Origin of the sequence: Jannaschia pagri (genome assembly GCF_019655435.1) — a bacterium.
GTDB lineage: Bacteria > Pseudomonadota > Alphaproteobacteria > Rhodobacterales > Rhodobacteraceae > Jannaschia > Jannaschia pagri.
The window spans coordinates 39,695-53,868 of record NZ_BPFH01000009.1 but is presented as its reverse complement, the minus strand read 5'-3'; the positions used below and the strand labels follow the sequence as shown (position 1 = coordinate 53,868).

Here is a 14,174-nt window from a genome sequence, read left to right as displayed (position 1 = left end):
AAGTACGGCTTTAGCCGAGTATTCTTCGCCTTAACCGCCAGAAAAATCAAAGTTCTGAGCTTTTGCTATATGTGTTAAAAGCTTCAAGTCTGATTGCTCATACCTCGTAATCGTCCGCTGATTGGCCAGCATAGAGCCCTTCAGCACTTGTCCCCGCAAAAATCGCAGTTCTGACTTCTTCCCGAGTAAGGTCGAGCATCTTGTAGCGGTCCGGGTTCGTAAATTTCGTGATTGCTTCAATCCGGCGGAACAGCCTTGAATTGTTTGCAGCATAAGCTGCGAGCCCTTTAAGCTTAGGAAGCGCGTCTGCTAGGTAGTGTCCGTGCGGATCGACCAGATCGGCAACGACAGTTCCGCTTTCCGAGCGTGAGAAGAAAATAAAATCGGGACGCACAATGCGGTTCTCATCTGCTTCTTCATAAACGACCCCAAGAGAGTCCTGGCTTGCGCGCCCTGGATTGCGATACCAGCCGATATTTCCTTCACGGCTCAACTCAGCCTTCAAAACAGCAGGCTCCCAAGACGACTTAAAGAACTCCGGGAACATTCCCTCCTCATCACAGAGGAGATGTCGTTCAAACCTCTCCAACTCCCGCTCAACACCATTTTCACGAAGTGATGTTGGCTGGAGCCACATGTGCGGGCGTGCAATTTCAACCGGAAGAGGATCAGTGCTCATCTCTTGGATTTGGCGGTATACTTCTTGCCGCTCGTCAGTCAGCCCCTTGATCCCGTCTTTGTATTCACCCAACCACTGCCGGGCCAACTTCTCGGCCTCTGCTTCAAGATCGTCTTTGATCTTCGGCACTAATCCGAGTGCGGCAATGATCGTATGCGCTTCGATCAAAGCTTCCTCTTCGTCCTCTTCATCCTCCATGCTCGCTGCAAGATGTTCTGCGTAGCTGGTCGCAAGATCAGGGCTAATTGCTCGCCCTGCGCGCCTGTAAGCATCTTCGATAACGGCATAGTCCGCAGCTTCGACAAAGTCATTGAATGTTGTCTTCTGGGTCTCGGTGTCGGCCGTAAGAGTTTTCCCTTCGACCGTCATCACACCGGCACGTGCATCAGCGATTTTTGAAGCATATGTCTGTTGAGCTGTGTCAAGAACCGCATGCATCGCAGCATGAGCTTTGCTACCCGCATCTGGCAGAAGATCATCCATAGCCAGCTCATGGGCCAAAGCAGTCAGACGCTTGACTGGCCGGGCTTGTTTCTTCGGCAAGGTCTGTGAAGGTAACGATGTCAGCTTTTCGAACACGTCGTCATCGATGGCCGGATTGGGCTCCATCTCTTTGGGATTAATCAGAACACGGCGACCTGGTAGTTCCTCGCCACCATCTCCACCCTTCATCAACTGATCGACCACCGCCTCAACGGCTTCTTTGTTGAAGTTTGGCAGCAAACAATCGACGGCATTCAAACGGTCGTTGCCTGATATCCGGCGTGCAAGTGGTGTGCGGACCATCCGGCCCAAAAGCTGCGTGATATGAGTCTTGTCTGACGCGGCCCGCAGCGAAACCATCACTTCCGCCCTTGGGCAATCCCATCCGGTGCTGATCGCGTTCTTGGCGATTAGAATCCGCACCCAATCGTCCTGCTGCACCCGCTGCGGCTCGATATACGGGACAGTATGCTGCCCAAAGGTCTCGGTTTTGTGTTCGCCGAACACATTTGCAATACTTTCTTCTGGCAGCTCGGGATAGCGTTCGAGGATTACGTCGAGCCATTTCGCGATATCCATCTTGTCTGGCGCATCCGGCACCTGCAGGACCATGAGCGGCTCAACCTCGCTTCCATCTCCCTGCTCATCGGCATAGGTCGCCCAAGCCTCGCTTATCTCGCGAAGCTTGTCGGCCCCGCGACGCAGAAGGACGGTTTCGAAATCCCCGGCTTCATCGGGCACGTCCATTGTGATCGTGTCCTTCAGAAGTCCCGATGCTTGGACAAGCCCGGCATCCACCTGGACATGCGGCAGCGTTGTTCGCCCTTGCATCCCTTCCAAAGCCTTATTGAAGCGATCCACGGTAGCGGAGACCCCCCAGACAATGGGAATGGCAGGCGTCCCGCCTGACCCGTTGATAAGCTGCTTTACGATGGTCTGCCTGCCAGAGGCCGCAGACATACTGCCGTCGGGCTTCATGCCACGGTGTGCTTCGTCCAGCACTAAGTAGAGTGTCAAATCAGGATCATCGATGGTGTTGCGGATCGTGTCCCAGATGGTGAAGGCCCGCATGTCAGGCATTATCTTCTGTCCGTCCGCCGTTTCTAGGCTTTCGTCATCTTGGTCATGGCCGCGCGTCAAAAGGCTCGTTTTGGACAGTTTTTGGGTGTTCAGGAAGTAGATCTTCCCGGCCTCCAACGTCTCACGATTAAAGGTGTTCTCGACTGTTACCAGGTCGGAGATCGTCAGCTTGTCAGACGCTTCCTGCAAACGCCACTTGGATTGTGTGTTGAGTGAAGGATCATCGCTAAACCAAATAACAACTGCGCCGGGGTCCGGCTCAAACTCCAATTCGTCGTTGCCAAATAGCAGCGCTTCGAACACGGCGGCTGCCATCACGGTCTTACCGGAGCCGGTCGTCGCGGCTAGAGAAAACGCGGTTTTCATCTTCCGATCCTGCCAGAAGAACCGCGCATCTTTCATGTTGCGAAGCACCTCGGCGACGGCTTCGGTTTGGTAGTCTTTGAGCGTAAATTTCATGTCTTAGCGCCCCATCGCGAAGCGGAAATTGGTCAAGTAGGATTCGTAAAGACGCACCGGCTCGACACCTTTTGGCAATTCCCGCGTGATTGCCTGAAAGCGCCGCTCGTCGTTGGTGACAATGTAAGCGATGCGGATTCCGTTCTTGGCGGCAATTTCGCTGCAGAAAGGCCCCGCTCGATCGAGATTGGTGAGAAGGCCATATGTATCGGCCACCTCCCAACCTTCTGCCGGTTCAGCGTCGATCCGCCGCCCTTCGCTACCAGCCCGCATCCATAAGAGTGGAGCGATACGTGCGAATGCGCGGTTGTGGCTGACCGCGATAGGGGTTTCGTAGGTGAGGGTTAAGAACTCAGCGTTCTCGTCAAAACCTTCGGCTATGGGAAACTCATCGGTGAACTTGTAGTCGCCCTTGATCGGTTTGTTCTCGGGAGTTTTCCCGGTGATTGCTGCCTCGATGCGCGGTTTTGTTATGTAGTCGCAAATACCCCACTTTTCCCAGTCCGCATCACCCGGTCTAAGTCCATCTTTCCTAAGTTTCGACAACTCGGTGGCGCTTACTTCGTTGTTGGTGACTGAGATGCACTGTCTCCGTCCGCCGTCTTGCTTGTTCAGACGCATAACCGCATGAGCCGTGGTTCCAGAACCAGAAAAGAAATCAAGGACCGTCGCATTTGGCTTCTTTGAAACGAAGAAACGAAGTGCATCTTCAACGGCATACAGGGATTTGGGAAACGGAAATTCTCGCCCAAGAAAATTCAGTAGGAACGTCTTACCGTGTTCTGTTGCATCGTGAGAGCCAACATTCCAGATCGTCTTGGGAACTCGGGGGCGATTGGCCATATCTGGATAGCTAAGAATATGAGCACCATTTTCGTCGCGTCCGGAAGAAACGATTTCTCCCTCTTCCACGCGCTTTATGTCTTTCGTGATCAGATAGTTGACGGTCCACATGCCCGTCTGTGGGTTTTTCCTACCCAGTTTCACAAAGCCGTCAGCCATTCGCTTGCGAAGGTTCTCAGGGGTCATTTGCCAAACGCCTTCGTCTCCATTCCGTCGTATTGGCCAAGATGCAAAAAGACCCTGCTTCACAGGGGCTTCGCGTCGGCTTCTACCCGAACCAAGAGCTTCACCGATCTCCACGATGCGCTGATTTTCTTCGTCGATGTAGATCGGAAAAAAGCACCCCTCAGAATGGGTTCTTTCTGCGTTACTGCCCCTTCGCATTACTGGGTTCCAAATATCGGGCAGTCTTTCTTTTGTGATGCCTACACCGAGACCAAGAACATCCAATGGCGCGGGCTGAACCCCTGCATCTCCGAGTGCAACAAAGAACAAGTATTCATCAACTCTCGAGAACCCCTTGGCTCTTGCAACACCCTTACGGTTGATGACCGAAGAAACCATCTGAATTCGGGCTTCTGGAAAAGTCTGCTCCAACAAAAGACCGAGACGAAGGTATTCCTTCTCGTCGATTGTAACAATCAATGCGGAGTCGTTTGGGTTGAGTAGTTGCCTAGCAACCAACAGCCGCCGCTCCATCATGGCAAGCCACTTTGAATGACGATAGATATCGTCGCCTTCGACGTAGTTATTGTTGTACTTCCAATCCCTCGCGCCAGAATTGTATGGGGGGTCAATATATATCGCGTCAACTTTGCCACGATGGGTGAAGGTGAGCGCCTCCAGGGCGTGGAAGTTCTCGCCGTTGATCACTGTATGATAGGGCTTGTCGCCGCCGCGCTCGACCTTTCCAGTGCTGACGAGCCCTGGATAGATGTAATCGCGAAACTCGGCGATCACGATCAAGTCTGCAACCGCAACGTCTTGCGTCTCAGGCTCCGCCGCACCGATCAGCTCCAACTGCGCCATGCGCTCCGCCCCTCTGCCAGACAGGCTGCGCACCTTCCAAAGCCGTTGATCACCCTTCTTCGTCTCACCGCGCGGGGGGAGCACGCGCACCTTGTCGCCTTTGCGTACCGGCCTACCCGGAAGCTCAACACTCTCGGGCCGATGGCGTTCGAAGTTGAGCCCAAAGGCACGACGATTCGTCAGCGCCTTGAACTCTCGCTCAAGTTCCCGCCCGAGATCGGCGTCTTTGGATTTCGCCTGGGCGATTAGATCAGTCAGACGCGACATGTGGACCGATCCTTTGGTGAGGGCTCATTCGAAGTTCGATTTTGACTGCTACAGTTCATTTTTTTTGCTCTTGCGGCGAAATTGCCGATGTCCGTTAACGATTGAATCAGCGTGTTTTTCCAGGTTTCTACAAGCTTCGCACCTCGAAGCCTGAGTTTCTAGGTCCGAAATGGATGGAAAGCGGAAGGCTTGCGAAGAGGCTTGCCGGTTTGCATTTGTGGATCAAGAGAAAATCTTGTCCCAATCGGACAATATCGGAATGGCTGTGCGGCCCCCTAAACCATTGTGCCAAGAAACAATCCTGCCAGTTCGATCTGCAATCTCAGCTGATCCTTAAGGCTGTTCTGGGCTCGAAAAACCTTCCTGCAGCGTACAACCTTGCTCAATGACGCTCATTTCATAGGGAAAAGGCGGCTCTGCCCTGCACTCATATATTCGGTGGCTAGTTTGCTGCCAGAGAACCAACCCAAAAGGCTCAAACCCGGAAACAAAGAAAGCATTCAGGACACTGAAATCAGAGCCCGCAAAGTCTGCCGCTGAGATACTAGCCGCATCAAAAAATGCTCTATTCAGGGCAGCTGCTATTGGCGCGAATTGAACGCATTCAAAGCTTGCAGAACTGAGATCAGCACCTCTGAAAGAAACCTCATTAATAGTAGCTTCATCGAAGACAGCGCGATGCAATCGAGCGTTCGCAAAGTCGGCTCGCCAAAGTACGGTATCCGAGAAATCAGCTCCAAACGCGTCCAAGCCCATAAGGCCTGCATCTCTCAGATCAGCTTCGCCAAAGTTGGCGTCGGTGAATACTGCGTCAGTCCGTGAAAGGTTCAAACCCTGAAGATATACGCCACCTTCGCACTTCAAGTCCGGTGATATGCCTTGCATTGGATTGCAAGACAGGTCGATGCCGGTGAGGTTCACCCCAGCTGAAACCAAATACTCAATTGCCTCAATTTTGCCAGAGTTGCCCAGGGCCTGAGTCGTTAGCAAATCCCAAGCTGCAATTTCCCGCTGATCCTGACGCCCGCTCCAATCCAAAAAAAATTGGAGCGGAAATGCGAAAATGGCTAAGATAGCTAGAAGTCGTGTAAAAGGGTTTGCCTCAAAGGCCACGACCCGCGATGAGAGATTAGAAATTTTAAGTTTGACATAGGCGACAATGGCAGTTCGCCAACTACTCCACATCATCAACTCCGATCCTTAAAAAATTCTTACATCTATCGACAACCAAAAATGTCACGCGTTGAAGAAGTTGAGTCTCCATGGCTACTTGTTAGAAACCTCTGCGAGTACTTTTCTAGCCCAATGCACCGTAGACTGATCGCCATGCTCTTTGGTATCGCTAACCTGCTCGACAAGCTCTGCCAAGGCCCGAAGAGCATTGACTTGAGCTTTAGGCATCCCGCCTGTTTCTAAACTGACGCTCAAGTACTCGTATTTCTTATGGCATTGCGCGCTGCCGCCACATGCCTTGGCCAGCGTTTCAATAGTATTGGCAAGCACGTCCCAGCCCGGACGGTCCGGCCATCGTTCCATGTGGTTAGCTTCCGCGGTTTTGCCTTCGGTTTCGCAAATTTTATCGGCCATCGCTCAACGTTCCCGATCTTGTGTTTTCCCTATTGCCACAGAAGACCTCGGGGATCGCAGACCCGCAAGTGCATCCTTGGCCTTAGATTGTGCCAAGGATTTATCCTGCAGCGAACGCTTCTCGACTACGCCCCGGTCCTTGGCTGCCGCCTTCTTCTTCGCATGTTGCTGTCGCGCCTTTTGTGCGGCTTGGGCTGCCCGACTGTGAGCCTTGGCTTGTGCATCCACTCTTTGTTCCAAATGCGCCTTGGCCGCGTTTCTGTCCTGCTCACCCTGCTTGCGGTTTGCTTCCCGAAACTTGGCATTTCTCTCCTATAACTGGCTATCCAGTTGCTCCGCCTGCATCTTCGCCGTCGGGCCGTTTGACAGTGTTGGCCGAGCAACCGGTTTCGACTTGTTTTCAGCGCTTTGGACGTCATTGTTCATTTTTCTTCCCTCCATTCCAGTTCTGAGTGTTTGCAAAGATCGGGCAGCCCCGTCACTGGCGGCTCTGGTCTCCCGCCTCACACCTCGATCATTCCTGCGCTCGGTGCTTCGCCACTGCGATTGAAGCTCTTCGCGCTCCACTTTCTGCCGCGTGATGAGCTCTGCGCGTTCACCCTGGAACCGGGAATAAAGATCGCGGTGGTCCTGCGCCCGCGCCGCACTCAACCTGTCGAGGCGTCGGCGCAAAGGGCGGTCGTACCAATCCTTGAAGTTGGCCAAGTGTTGCTTCTCAAGGCCAAGGATCGTCGCGTTTCGCAGCCGTGCGTTTTGGAGATTTACCCAAGTGAGCTTAGCCAACCCGATATCCTTGAATGCAGGATCGCCTGAAGTGCGTTGCAGCCGCGCGGCCTGGATCGACAGCGACAACCGTCTGTAGAACGTGCTGTCGAGCTTGTCGAAATCACGCTTCCGCCGCCACTTGTCTCGGCCGTACTGCTTCCACAGGCCTTTGTTTGCCGCGTTGTAGACCTTCCGCTCGTTCCGTATCCGCGCCTTCCATCGGTCGCGCAGATACCCCTTCCGTGCTTGATATCTGGCACTCAGATCAGCCCATTCCCGTTTGTGCTTCGCGCTCAGCTCCTTTGACCGGTTGCGAAGGTCTTGGCGCGCATTGGATCGCGTATTCTCAGACTTCTGCCGCCGGACATGGTTTCTTCGCTCGTCCGCGTTGTACCGCTTCTTCATGCGGTCCTGCCGCTCGTGCTTTTCGGCGCGGTTGGGACTGACGATATTGCCACGGTCGCGCTCATATTCGTAGGCTCAACGGTCCAAGGCGCGGTTTTCGTTCGGGCCGCACTTTGCCAGTTTGCCGTTTTCTGGATTTACCCGGTTCACCACGACATGGACGTGTGGATGGCGCGTGTCGTTGTGGCAGATGATGATCGCTTGATGCTTCTCCATGCCGATGGCCTTGAGAGCTTCATTGGCCGCTCGTTCCATCTCGGCCCGGTCGAGCGATGCAGCCTCATCGGGATGCCATGACAGGGCGAAGGTCTTCACCGGCGTCTTGGCCTTGCGCCCAGTCGCCTTCACTCCTGCCTGCTGCTTCAGGCGGTTGGCGTCCTTCGCTGTCGAAATCATGATCGCCGTCGCGACTTCGGTTCGATCCGTCGCAAGGTTTCGCGTGGAGGTCCATTCAACCCGATCCGAGCTTGTTCGATGCTCCGTTTCGCCGGGCTCTTTGCGGTCATGCAAGTAGTAGTCCATCGCCCCCTTGAAGCTCATGCCGGGGGCATGATCCGCAAAGCTGCAATTCATGGATCGTGCCCCAATGCTAAGCGTTCTATGGCCGCCAGCACAGCGCTGAGCGTTTCCGGGAATGACCGGGGCAGCGGCTCGCCTCGATTGGCAACACGGGCGATCTGGTTGAGGTTCACACCGACGCGGTTCAACTCCACCAACGCCTCGGTATTGACCTGCTGCGGTTCGGTCGATGCGGTGACCCGATGGCCCAAGATCGCGCGGCGGCAATAGTCAGATAGCGACAGTCCAGACTGCGCAGCCTTGGCTTCCTCGCCAGCCCGCTCAAAGGTGGTCAGCCGGATACCAACCACCGCCACACGGCCCTCTCCCGGCGCGGCCTTCGGGCGTCCGATTGGCTCACCCAAATCACTCATGCCCGGCCTCTGGACGTGGCCCGCGTCGCGCAGCGACAAGCGTTTTTGTTTACAAAAACTATGCTTGCTACCCTAAACCCGAAATCGGTCATGGCTGATAGACCGGTATTGGTGTCAGGTAGGTCGTGTCCTCTCCTGCGAGTTTGACGAAGCCTTGGAGGGTTGGCAGCGCCGTGATCTCAGAAGCCAGAACAACACGCACGACTCCCTCTTTGACAGACTGCGTTGTCGAACGTTTTCCATCGGCACCGGAAGATTGGCCAAGCGACATGACCTGGTAGCGCGCATCGCCAATGAGCTTGGATTGGCGCTCTGCAGAGGTCGTATCCGTGGCCCGTAGGATGACCTTGTTCGAGAGACTGTTGGTGATCGTGATGGCACCATTTCGGCCATATAACAGTTCGACTTGTTCAAAGTTCTGGATGCCCGCGACAACGCGGAAACCAGTCTTCCGCAGCTCCGTGACCGCAGTTTTCAGCGACGGGATTTCGCCTAGGCCTGAAAGCTCATCAATGATAATCCAGACCCGATTGTCGCGGTCTTCTCCAAGATCGCAGGCGGTGGTGATGATTTGATCTAGCCAGCAGGAAATGAGATTCTTTGCCTCGGGCAGTTCCCGCTTCCGGTACGGGATGAAGATCGACTGTCGATCCTTGCCCCGCTCTACCCATTCGCGGACAGAGAAGCCGCCTGGTCGCAGATGCTCCCAGAATTTGAGCGTCTCAAAGTACGTCATCCTAACGTTATTCAGCGCCTTGTCATTGATCCCAAGTGATGCTGCCGCCGTTCCATGAATGAACGGAGCCAAGGCTTCGGCCTCCGCGCCCGTCAACAGATGGAAGAGCTCAGAGTGATCGAAGGTGTCACCGGCGTCTTCAACTATGCGCTGGTATCCTCGCGCGGTCGCAGAGAACATCGCCTTGGCCATCTGATGCCATTGCGCCGCTTCGCCCACGCCATCCCCGATGAACGACTGAGCGAGCGCTGACCAATCCGAAGGCGCGCGCACTTCGTTCATTGGCAACCAACCCGGGAACGCGGGATCAAACGGGGACAAGATCACATCGTCAGGCTGATTAAAGGCGGTCCACATGTCGTAGTTGGTATCGACCACAACGACGGTATCGCCGCGCGCTCTAAGGTGGGCCACCATATTCTTGAGTAACTGGGTTTTACCTGTACCCGTCGCCCCTTCGATCAGCATGTGCAACGATTCCAAATGCTCTGGGAGGCGCACGTTGCCAAGGGGAACCCCTTCGGCTTTCGTGTGCGTGTCCATTCGGCTGACCTGTGCACCGCCCTTGTGGCGACGTTGGGTGGCAGGCCGTCCTGGGCTTGCAGTCAGGCAGATCAGCCCGGCGATCCCGCCAAACACAACGCCAAGCGCTATGAGAAACACTCCCGGCCAGCCGCTATAGTCATTGGCACCGGTTAGCCCCATCAAAAGGCCTAAACCGGCAAGACCTGCAAACGGCATAACCCCAAACTTGAACATCGACTTTCGAAAATGTGCTTGCGCTTCAAGCCCTGCACGGCGGGCTGCAACATCATCTTCTCTGGTAATCATCGTCTGCCCTCCTCAAGCCGCGACAGCGAGTTCAGAAGCATTGCGATGCGCTTCCATCAGTTGTTTGACGAACAGGATTTGCTGGTCCCTTAGAGAGCTTCCTCGCCTTGCCGGACAGCGGTCAGGTAGAAGGTAGCCCTTCTGTCCATCTTTGATGGCTTGAGGCAGCGCCCTGTGCAGCGAAGACAAGCCGTAAGACCGCAGCGCGTCGTCCCATTCGCGCTCGAAGTACCCCCCGCCGCCTGGCACAAACCGCAAGGTTTCGCCGGGCTGCCCTTCATGGGGCAAGTCCGGCAACGGCGAAGGCCGCGCCTCTTGTTCTTTTGATTGTTCTTTATAGGAAAGCTCATAAGTGGACCCTTTCTGAGCCACCTGTGAACCCTTTTTCTTGGGGCGAAACGGAACGATCTTGCACGGTGCCAAGAGCTTGTAGTACGTGTAGTTTCCCGCACCGCGCCCTTCACTGCGTGACAACCAGCCCGCATCAATCAACTGCCTTATGGCGCGTTTCAGGGTTGATAGCGGCAGACCAAGAAACTCCATCAAGGTCGCCAAACCAGGACTAAGCTGGCCGGTTTCTTCGTTGGCGAACTGGACAGACAGGGCAGAGGCGACAAGCTTGGCGGTTGAATTCAGGTTTCTGACTTGCAGAACAGCCTTCTGCCATTCGAAGCGGTTGAGCCTAGACATTTGCACCTCCCGCGATTGCGTTGAGGGCCGCGAACGAGTAGAAAGCTGATGTAGATTGAAGACCAAAGCCGTTGAGGTGGGTGGCCGCCCCCTCGACGGTTTTTCCTTTTTTGGGGCTTGCAATAGCCCGGAAACCGTTTACCGTTTCCTCGCAAGCTGTTGATTTCCCGTCGTGAACAAACGGGGTCCGTTTACAGAAAAGCCTTTGAAAAACACTCCGCCCATGCGGATTGCAAATGCGTTTACACCGGTTCGATTCCGGTACTCGCCTCCAATATTTTCAAGCACTTATCTCTCTCCTCTCTTTGCCCATCGGGGTCGTTTACGGTTTTTCCCTCGCGGGGCTGCTTTTCGCGCTTCAGTAAGTCGAGGACTTCCGCGCTCTCAGCAGGCGAAACGGCGGCTTAGTGCTCGATCAAGGCAGCGGCCTAACAAAGCGACCAATTCGTGTCATTTGCCACTTGGTCGCGGCGGAGCCTCGCGCGACGTGGCCACGTGGCCGCTTTTCCGCGTGTATCTTCCAAGCGTCTTTTGGACTGTCGGCCTTGTACACGATGCGATCTGACGGGTCGCGGGTGCCGAGCGACGTCTTGACCACCTGTTTCCCGATTTTCACGGCGGATCGTTCGTCACCCACTGGCAAGGACACGCGGCGACCGCTCAGCCGCTTCATATCCGCAGGAACGCGAACGTTGAGTTGGAGGATTCCCGTTCTGGGGTCTTTCGTTGGAGAACCCATCCGCAACACTGTCATGTTCACACGCCTTGTTCACAGATGCGGCGCGAGAAAAGTGCGTATCGCCAACACCCTAGCAAAATCAATGGCTGAAAATGGTGCAAGTACGCTCCAAAACCTAGAACACGAAAACCCCGACGAATTGATCGCTGCATTGGAGGATTTGGAAGCCTGTCTGAGGGCTGATCCTGCCCTTGCTGCACGGCTAAGACGTGAGCCAGTTCGTGGTGCGATCCGTGCACCTAAGCCCTTGGAGCCAAGGCCATGACGCGGTTGGCTCCTTTCTCAATCCGTCTTACTGAAGATGAACGGCGGTGCCTTGAAGACAAGGCCGGTGGTCGTCCGTTGGCGACCTACATCAAAGCCGTAGTTTTGGACGAAAATGCGGAGCGGTTGCGCAAGACGCGCCCTCTGCCTCAAGCTGATCAAATGCTTCTGGCACAAATCCTTGCACGTCTCGGGCAATCTCGGTCGGCCAGCAATCTCAACCAGATTGCCAAAGCTCTGCATCAGGGAACACTCGCGCTGGACGATCAACTCGCGCGTGATCTCAATCAGGCATGTTTGGACGTCGCTTGGATGCGCACAACTTTGATGGAAGCGCTCGGGTCTCGCCGCAAAACGGAAAAGCCAGCATGATTTTGAAAGGGTCTCAGCGAGCTGGTGGGTGGGCCTTGGCAAACCATCTGATGAATGATCAGGACAACGATCATGTGATCCTGTTGGAGACGCGCGGCTTTGTTGGCGAGACATTGCACGATGCGCTTGACGAAGTGCATGTCATCTCAAAGGCAACGCAATGCGAGAAGTACCTGTATTCTCTGAGCATCAATCCTCCCCCTCATCATATTGCGAATGAGGATGAGCTGATAGATGCGATTGAACGGGCAGAAAGAGTATTGGGCCTTAGCGATCAACCACGCGCTATCGTCATCCACGAGAAAGAAGGCCGACGGCATGCCCATGTCGTGTGGAGCCGGATCGACGCCGATAGGCTCAAGGCCATTCCAATCTCACACGACAAACGCAAGCTGATGAGCTTATCAAAAAAGCTCTTCCTCGATCATGGGTGGGAGCTGCCCAAAGGGTTGCAAGCCTATGGGGGGCGCAACCCTTTGAACTTCTCCCTCTCAGAATGGCAGCAAGCGAAGCGTCTCGGCGTTGATCCTCGTGAGATCAAACAAAGCATCCGAGAATGCTGGGAACGGTCTGACAGCAAAACAGGCTTTATCCATGCGCTCGAAGATCGGGGGCTATTTCTGGCGCGCGGTGATCGGCGCGGCTTCGTCGTTCTCGATGTCCATGGTCAGGTCTACAGTCTGTCCCGATGGTCGGGTGTAACGAGCAAAGATATCAAAACCCGTTTGGGTGCCCCTGACGAACTACCCGACGTTGGTGATGTTCGGACACGTGTTTTGGGGGAGGCAAAACAAACGCTGCAAACCTTCATCGCCGATACGCGCAAGTCGCAACAGGCGGAACTCTTACCTTTGAACACCGAAAAGGTCCGAATGGTGTCAGCACACAGAGCGGAACGCGCAGCCCTCAAGCAGGCGCAAGAAAGGCGTTGGGTTGAGGAAACCCAAGCGCGTCAAGCGCGATTGAACGGAGGGCTGAAAGGCGTTTTCGATTGGATCAGCGGCAAAACGCGCCAAACCCGAAGGGAGAATGAGCAAGAAGCGTATTTCTGTTTGAAGCGCGATCAACACCAGCGGCATGTGCTGGTGGAAGCGCAGATGCGAGAAAGGCTGGCTTTACAACATAAATTCAGGCGCTTGCGGAACCAGCACACCCAAGAACGTGCATCGCTCGCGCGGGACGTTGGGAGATATTTGAAGAGTTTTGGCGATAGGAAAACCCGCTTCAACGGGCCGGTGCCAAACAACCCGACGAAGGCATTCAAGGCAATGCGCAAAGGATATGAACGGGATAGGTATCGCGGTCCTGATCTGTCGCTCTAAAGCTCCAGCCCGTATAAGTCCTGTATCTCGGTTTCTTGGATGCAGAGATAATCGAGCGTCTGGGCTTGGGTGGCGTGTCCGAACGCTGCCATCAGAAGCGCCACGGGCTGGTTCATCTGGACGCGTTGATGATAACCCCATGTCTTGCGCATGGTGTGCGAGCCGTAATTGCCATGAAGTCCAGCATCACGACACCAGCCTTTTACCAGCTTGTGGACGGATGAAACAGTCAACGCTTTGCCAGATTTTGGCGAGATAAACAAAGGCGCATGGCCGGATGGTTTGGGATGGACAGCTAGCCAGTCGGCGATGGCATCGACCACCATCCTGTTCAGCGTGATCGCTCGGTATTTGCCCGACTTTGACTGTTTAAGTTCCAGCCTGTCACCGACAGCAAGGTGCTTCACCTGTCCAACGTTCAGAGAAAGGATTTCTCCGGCACGATAGGCCGTGTTGATGCCAAAGGTGAACAAGCAAAGATCACGCGGTTTGGTTGCAAGCTGTGCCTTGATCCGCTTGATCGCATCAAGATCACGGATCGGTTCGACCTTGATCGACGATCCCTTCTTCGGGCGGTTGTCTGGTGCTTGTGTTTTACGTGGCTTCACGGATGGCTTTGTCTTCAGAATTGATAAGTATCTGGGATCACGACGTTAAATCAAACGCACATTAAAGCCAAGTCCTACTTAAA

12 protein-coding genes are annotated in these 14,174 nt (G+C 54.6%); 2 read left to right on the top strand and 10 right to left on the bottom strand.

The features are described 5' to 3' along the window. Window positions 1–97: 97 nt before the first annotated feature. The 9 genes from K5R33_RS17940 to K5R33_RS17900 form a co-directional block, all read right to left on the bottom strand. Complete coding sequence (locus tag K5R33_RS17940; protein WP_220750460.1) at window positions 98–2,701, bottom strand: DEAD/DEAH box helicase; 2,604 nt, start codon at window positions 2,699–2,701, stop codon at window positions 98–100. 3 nt (window positions 2,702–2,704) lie between these two features. Then, complete coding sequence (locus K5R33_RS17935; RefSeq protein ID WP_220750459.1) at window positions 2,705–4,840, bottom strand: site-specific DNA-methyltransferase; 2,136 nt, start codon at window positions 4,838–4,840, stop codon at window positions 2,705–2,707. A 333-nt stretch (window positions 4,841–5,173) separates the two neighbouring features. Next, window positions 5,174–6,028: a pentapeptide repeat-containing protein gene (locus K5R33_RS17930; RefSeq protein ID WP_220750458.1), complete on the bottom strand. Its 855-nt coding sequence runs from the start codon at window positions 6,026–6,028 to the stop codon at window positions 5,174–5,176. A 78-nt stretch (window positions 6,029–6,106) separates the two neighbouring features. Then, the gene (locus tag K5R33_RS17925) at window positions 6,107–6,427 is read right to left on the bottom strand and encodes a hypothetical protein (protein ID WP_220750457.1); all 321 of its coding nucleotides are present in this window, start codon (window positions 6,425–6,427) and stop codon (window positions 6,107–6,109) included. A gap of 312 nt (window positions 6,428–6,739) precedes the next feature. Then, on the bottom strand, window positions 6,740–7,597 hold the full coding sequence (locus K5R33_RS17920) for a hypothetical protein (RefSeq protein WP_220750456.1): 858 nt from the start codon (window positions 7,595–7,597) through the stop codon (window positions 6,740–6,742). A 75-nt stretch (window positions 7,598–7,672) separates the two neighbouring features. After that, entirely contained in the window at window positions 7,673–8,170 is a 498-nt protein-coding gene (locus K5R33_RS17915) for a relaxase/mobilization nuclease domain-containing protein (protein ID WP_220750455.1), read from the bottom strand. Continuing rightward, window positions 8,167–8,529: a plasmid mobilization protein gene (locus K5R33_RS17910; RefSeq protein ID WP_220750454.1), complete on the bottom strand. Its 363-nt coding sequence runs from the start codon at window positions 8,527–8,529 to the stop codon at window positions 8,167–8,169. The genes K5R33_RS17915 and K5R33_RS17910 overlap by 4 nt, the downstream gene beginning before the upstream one ends. Window positions 8,530–8,617: 88 nt before the next feature. Further along, window positions 8,618–10,096 (bottom strand): type IV secretion system DNA-binding domain-containing protein, encoded by a 1,479-nt coding sequence (locus K5R33_RS17905; RefSeq protein ID WP_220750453.1) that lies wholly within the window; start codon window positions 10,094–10,096, stop codon window positions 8,618–8,620. A 12-nt stretch (window positions 10,097–10,108) separates the two neighbouring features. Further along, complete coding sequence (locus K5R33_RS17900) at window positions 10,109–10,786, bottom strand: helix-turn-helix domain-containing protein (RefSeq protein ID WP_220750452.1); 678 nt, start codon at window positions 10,784–10,786, stop codon at window positions 10,109–10,111. 1,000 nt (window positions 10,787–11,786) lie between these two features. Between K5R33_RS17900 and K5R33_RS17895 the strand changes: the two genes are divergently transcribed. Both K5R33_RS17895 and K5R33_RS17890 read left to right on the top strand, forming a co-directional pair. After that, complete coding sequence (locus tag K5R33_RS17895; protein ID WP_255576508.1) at window positions 11,787–12,161, top strand: hypothetical protein; 375 nt, start codon at window positions 11,787–11,789, stop codon at window positions 12,159–12,161. Further along, on the top strand, window positions 12,158–13,483 hold the full coding sequence (locus K5R33_RS17890) for a relaxase/mobilization nuclease domain-containing protein (RefSeq protein WP_255588520.1): 1,326 nt from the start codon (window positions 12,158–12,160) through the stop codon (window positions 13,481–13,483). The genes K5R33_RS17895 and K5R33_RS17890 overlap by 4 nt, the downstream gene beginning before the upstream one ends. On the opposite strand, the gene K5R33_RS17885 is transcribed toward K5R33_RS17890, so the two are convergent. Next, the gene (locus tag K5R33_RS17885; protein ID WP_255576510.1) at window positions 13,480–14,091 is read right to left on the bottom strand and encodes a tyrosine-type recombinase/integrase; all 612 of its coding nucleotides are present in this window, start codon (window positions 14,089–14,091) and stop codon (window positions 13,480–13,482) included. The genes K5R33_RS17890 and K5R33_RS17885 overlap by 4 nt on opposite strands. Window positions 14,092–14,174 lie beyond the last annotated feature (83 nt).

What these genes read in the sequence shown, in the direction of transcription:
- K5R33_RS17940 (WP_220750460.1), bottom strand. Translation starts at nt 2,701, where the DNA reads ATGAAATTTACGCTCAAAGACTACCAAACCGAAGCCGTCGCCGAGGTG.
- K5R33_RS17935 (WP_220750459.1), bottom strand. Translation starts at nt 4,840, where the DNA reads ATGTCGCGTCTGACTGATCTAATCGCCCAGGCGAAATCCAAAGACGCC.
- K5R33_RS17930 (WP_220750458.1), bottom strand. Translation starts at nt 6,028, where the DNA reads ATGATGTGGAGTAGTTGGCGAACTGCCATTGTCGCCTATGTCAAACTT.
- K5R33_RS17925 (WP_220750457.1), bottom strand. Translation starts at nt 6,427, where the DNA reads ATGGCCGATAAAATTTGCGAAACCGAAGGCAAAACCGCGGAAGCTAAC.
- K5R33_RS17920 (WP_220750456.1), bottom strand. Translation starts at nt 7,597, where the DNA reads ATGAAGAAGCGGTACAACGCGGACGAGCGAAGAAACCATGTCCGGCGG.
- K5R33_RS17915 (WP_220750455.1), bottom strand. Translation starts at nt 8,170, where the DNA reads ATGAATTGCAGCTTTGCGGATCATGCCCCCGGCATGAGCTTCAAGGGG.
- K5R33_RS17910 (WP_220750454.1), bottom strand. Translation starts at nt 8,529, where the DNA reads ATGAGTGATTTGGGTGAGCCAATCGGACGCCCGAAGGCCGCGCCGGGA.
- K5R33_RS17905 (WP_220750453.1), bottom strand. Translation starts at nt 10,096, where the DNA reads ATGATTACCAGAGAAGATGATGTTGCAGCCCGCCGTGCAGGGCTTGAA.
- K5R33_RS17900 (WP_220750452.1), bottom strand. Translation starts at nt 10,786, where the DNA reads ATGTCTAGGCTCAACCGCTTCGAATGGCAGAAGGCTGTTCTGCAAGTC.
- K5R33_RS17895 (WP_255576508.1), top strand. Translation starts at nt 11,787, where the DNA reads ATGACGCGGTTGGCTCCTTTCTCAATCCGTCTTACTGAAGATGAACGG.
- K5R33_RS17890 (WP_255588520.1), top strand. Translation starts at nt 12,158, where the DNA reads ATGATTTTGAAAGGGTCTCAGCGAGCTGGTGGGTGGGCCTTGGCAAAC.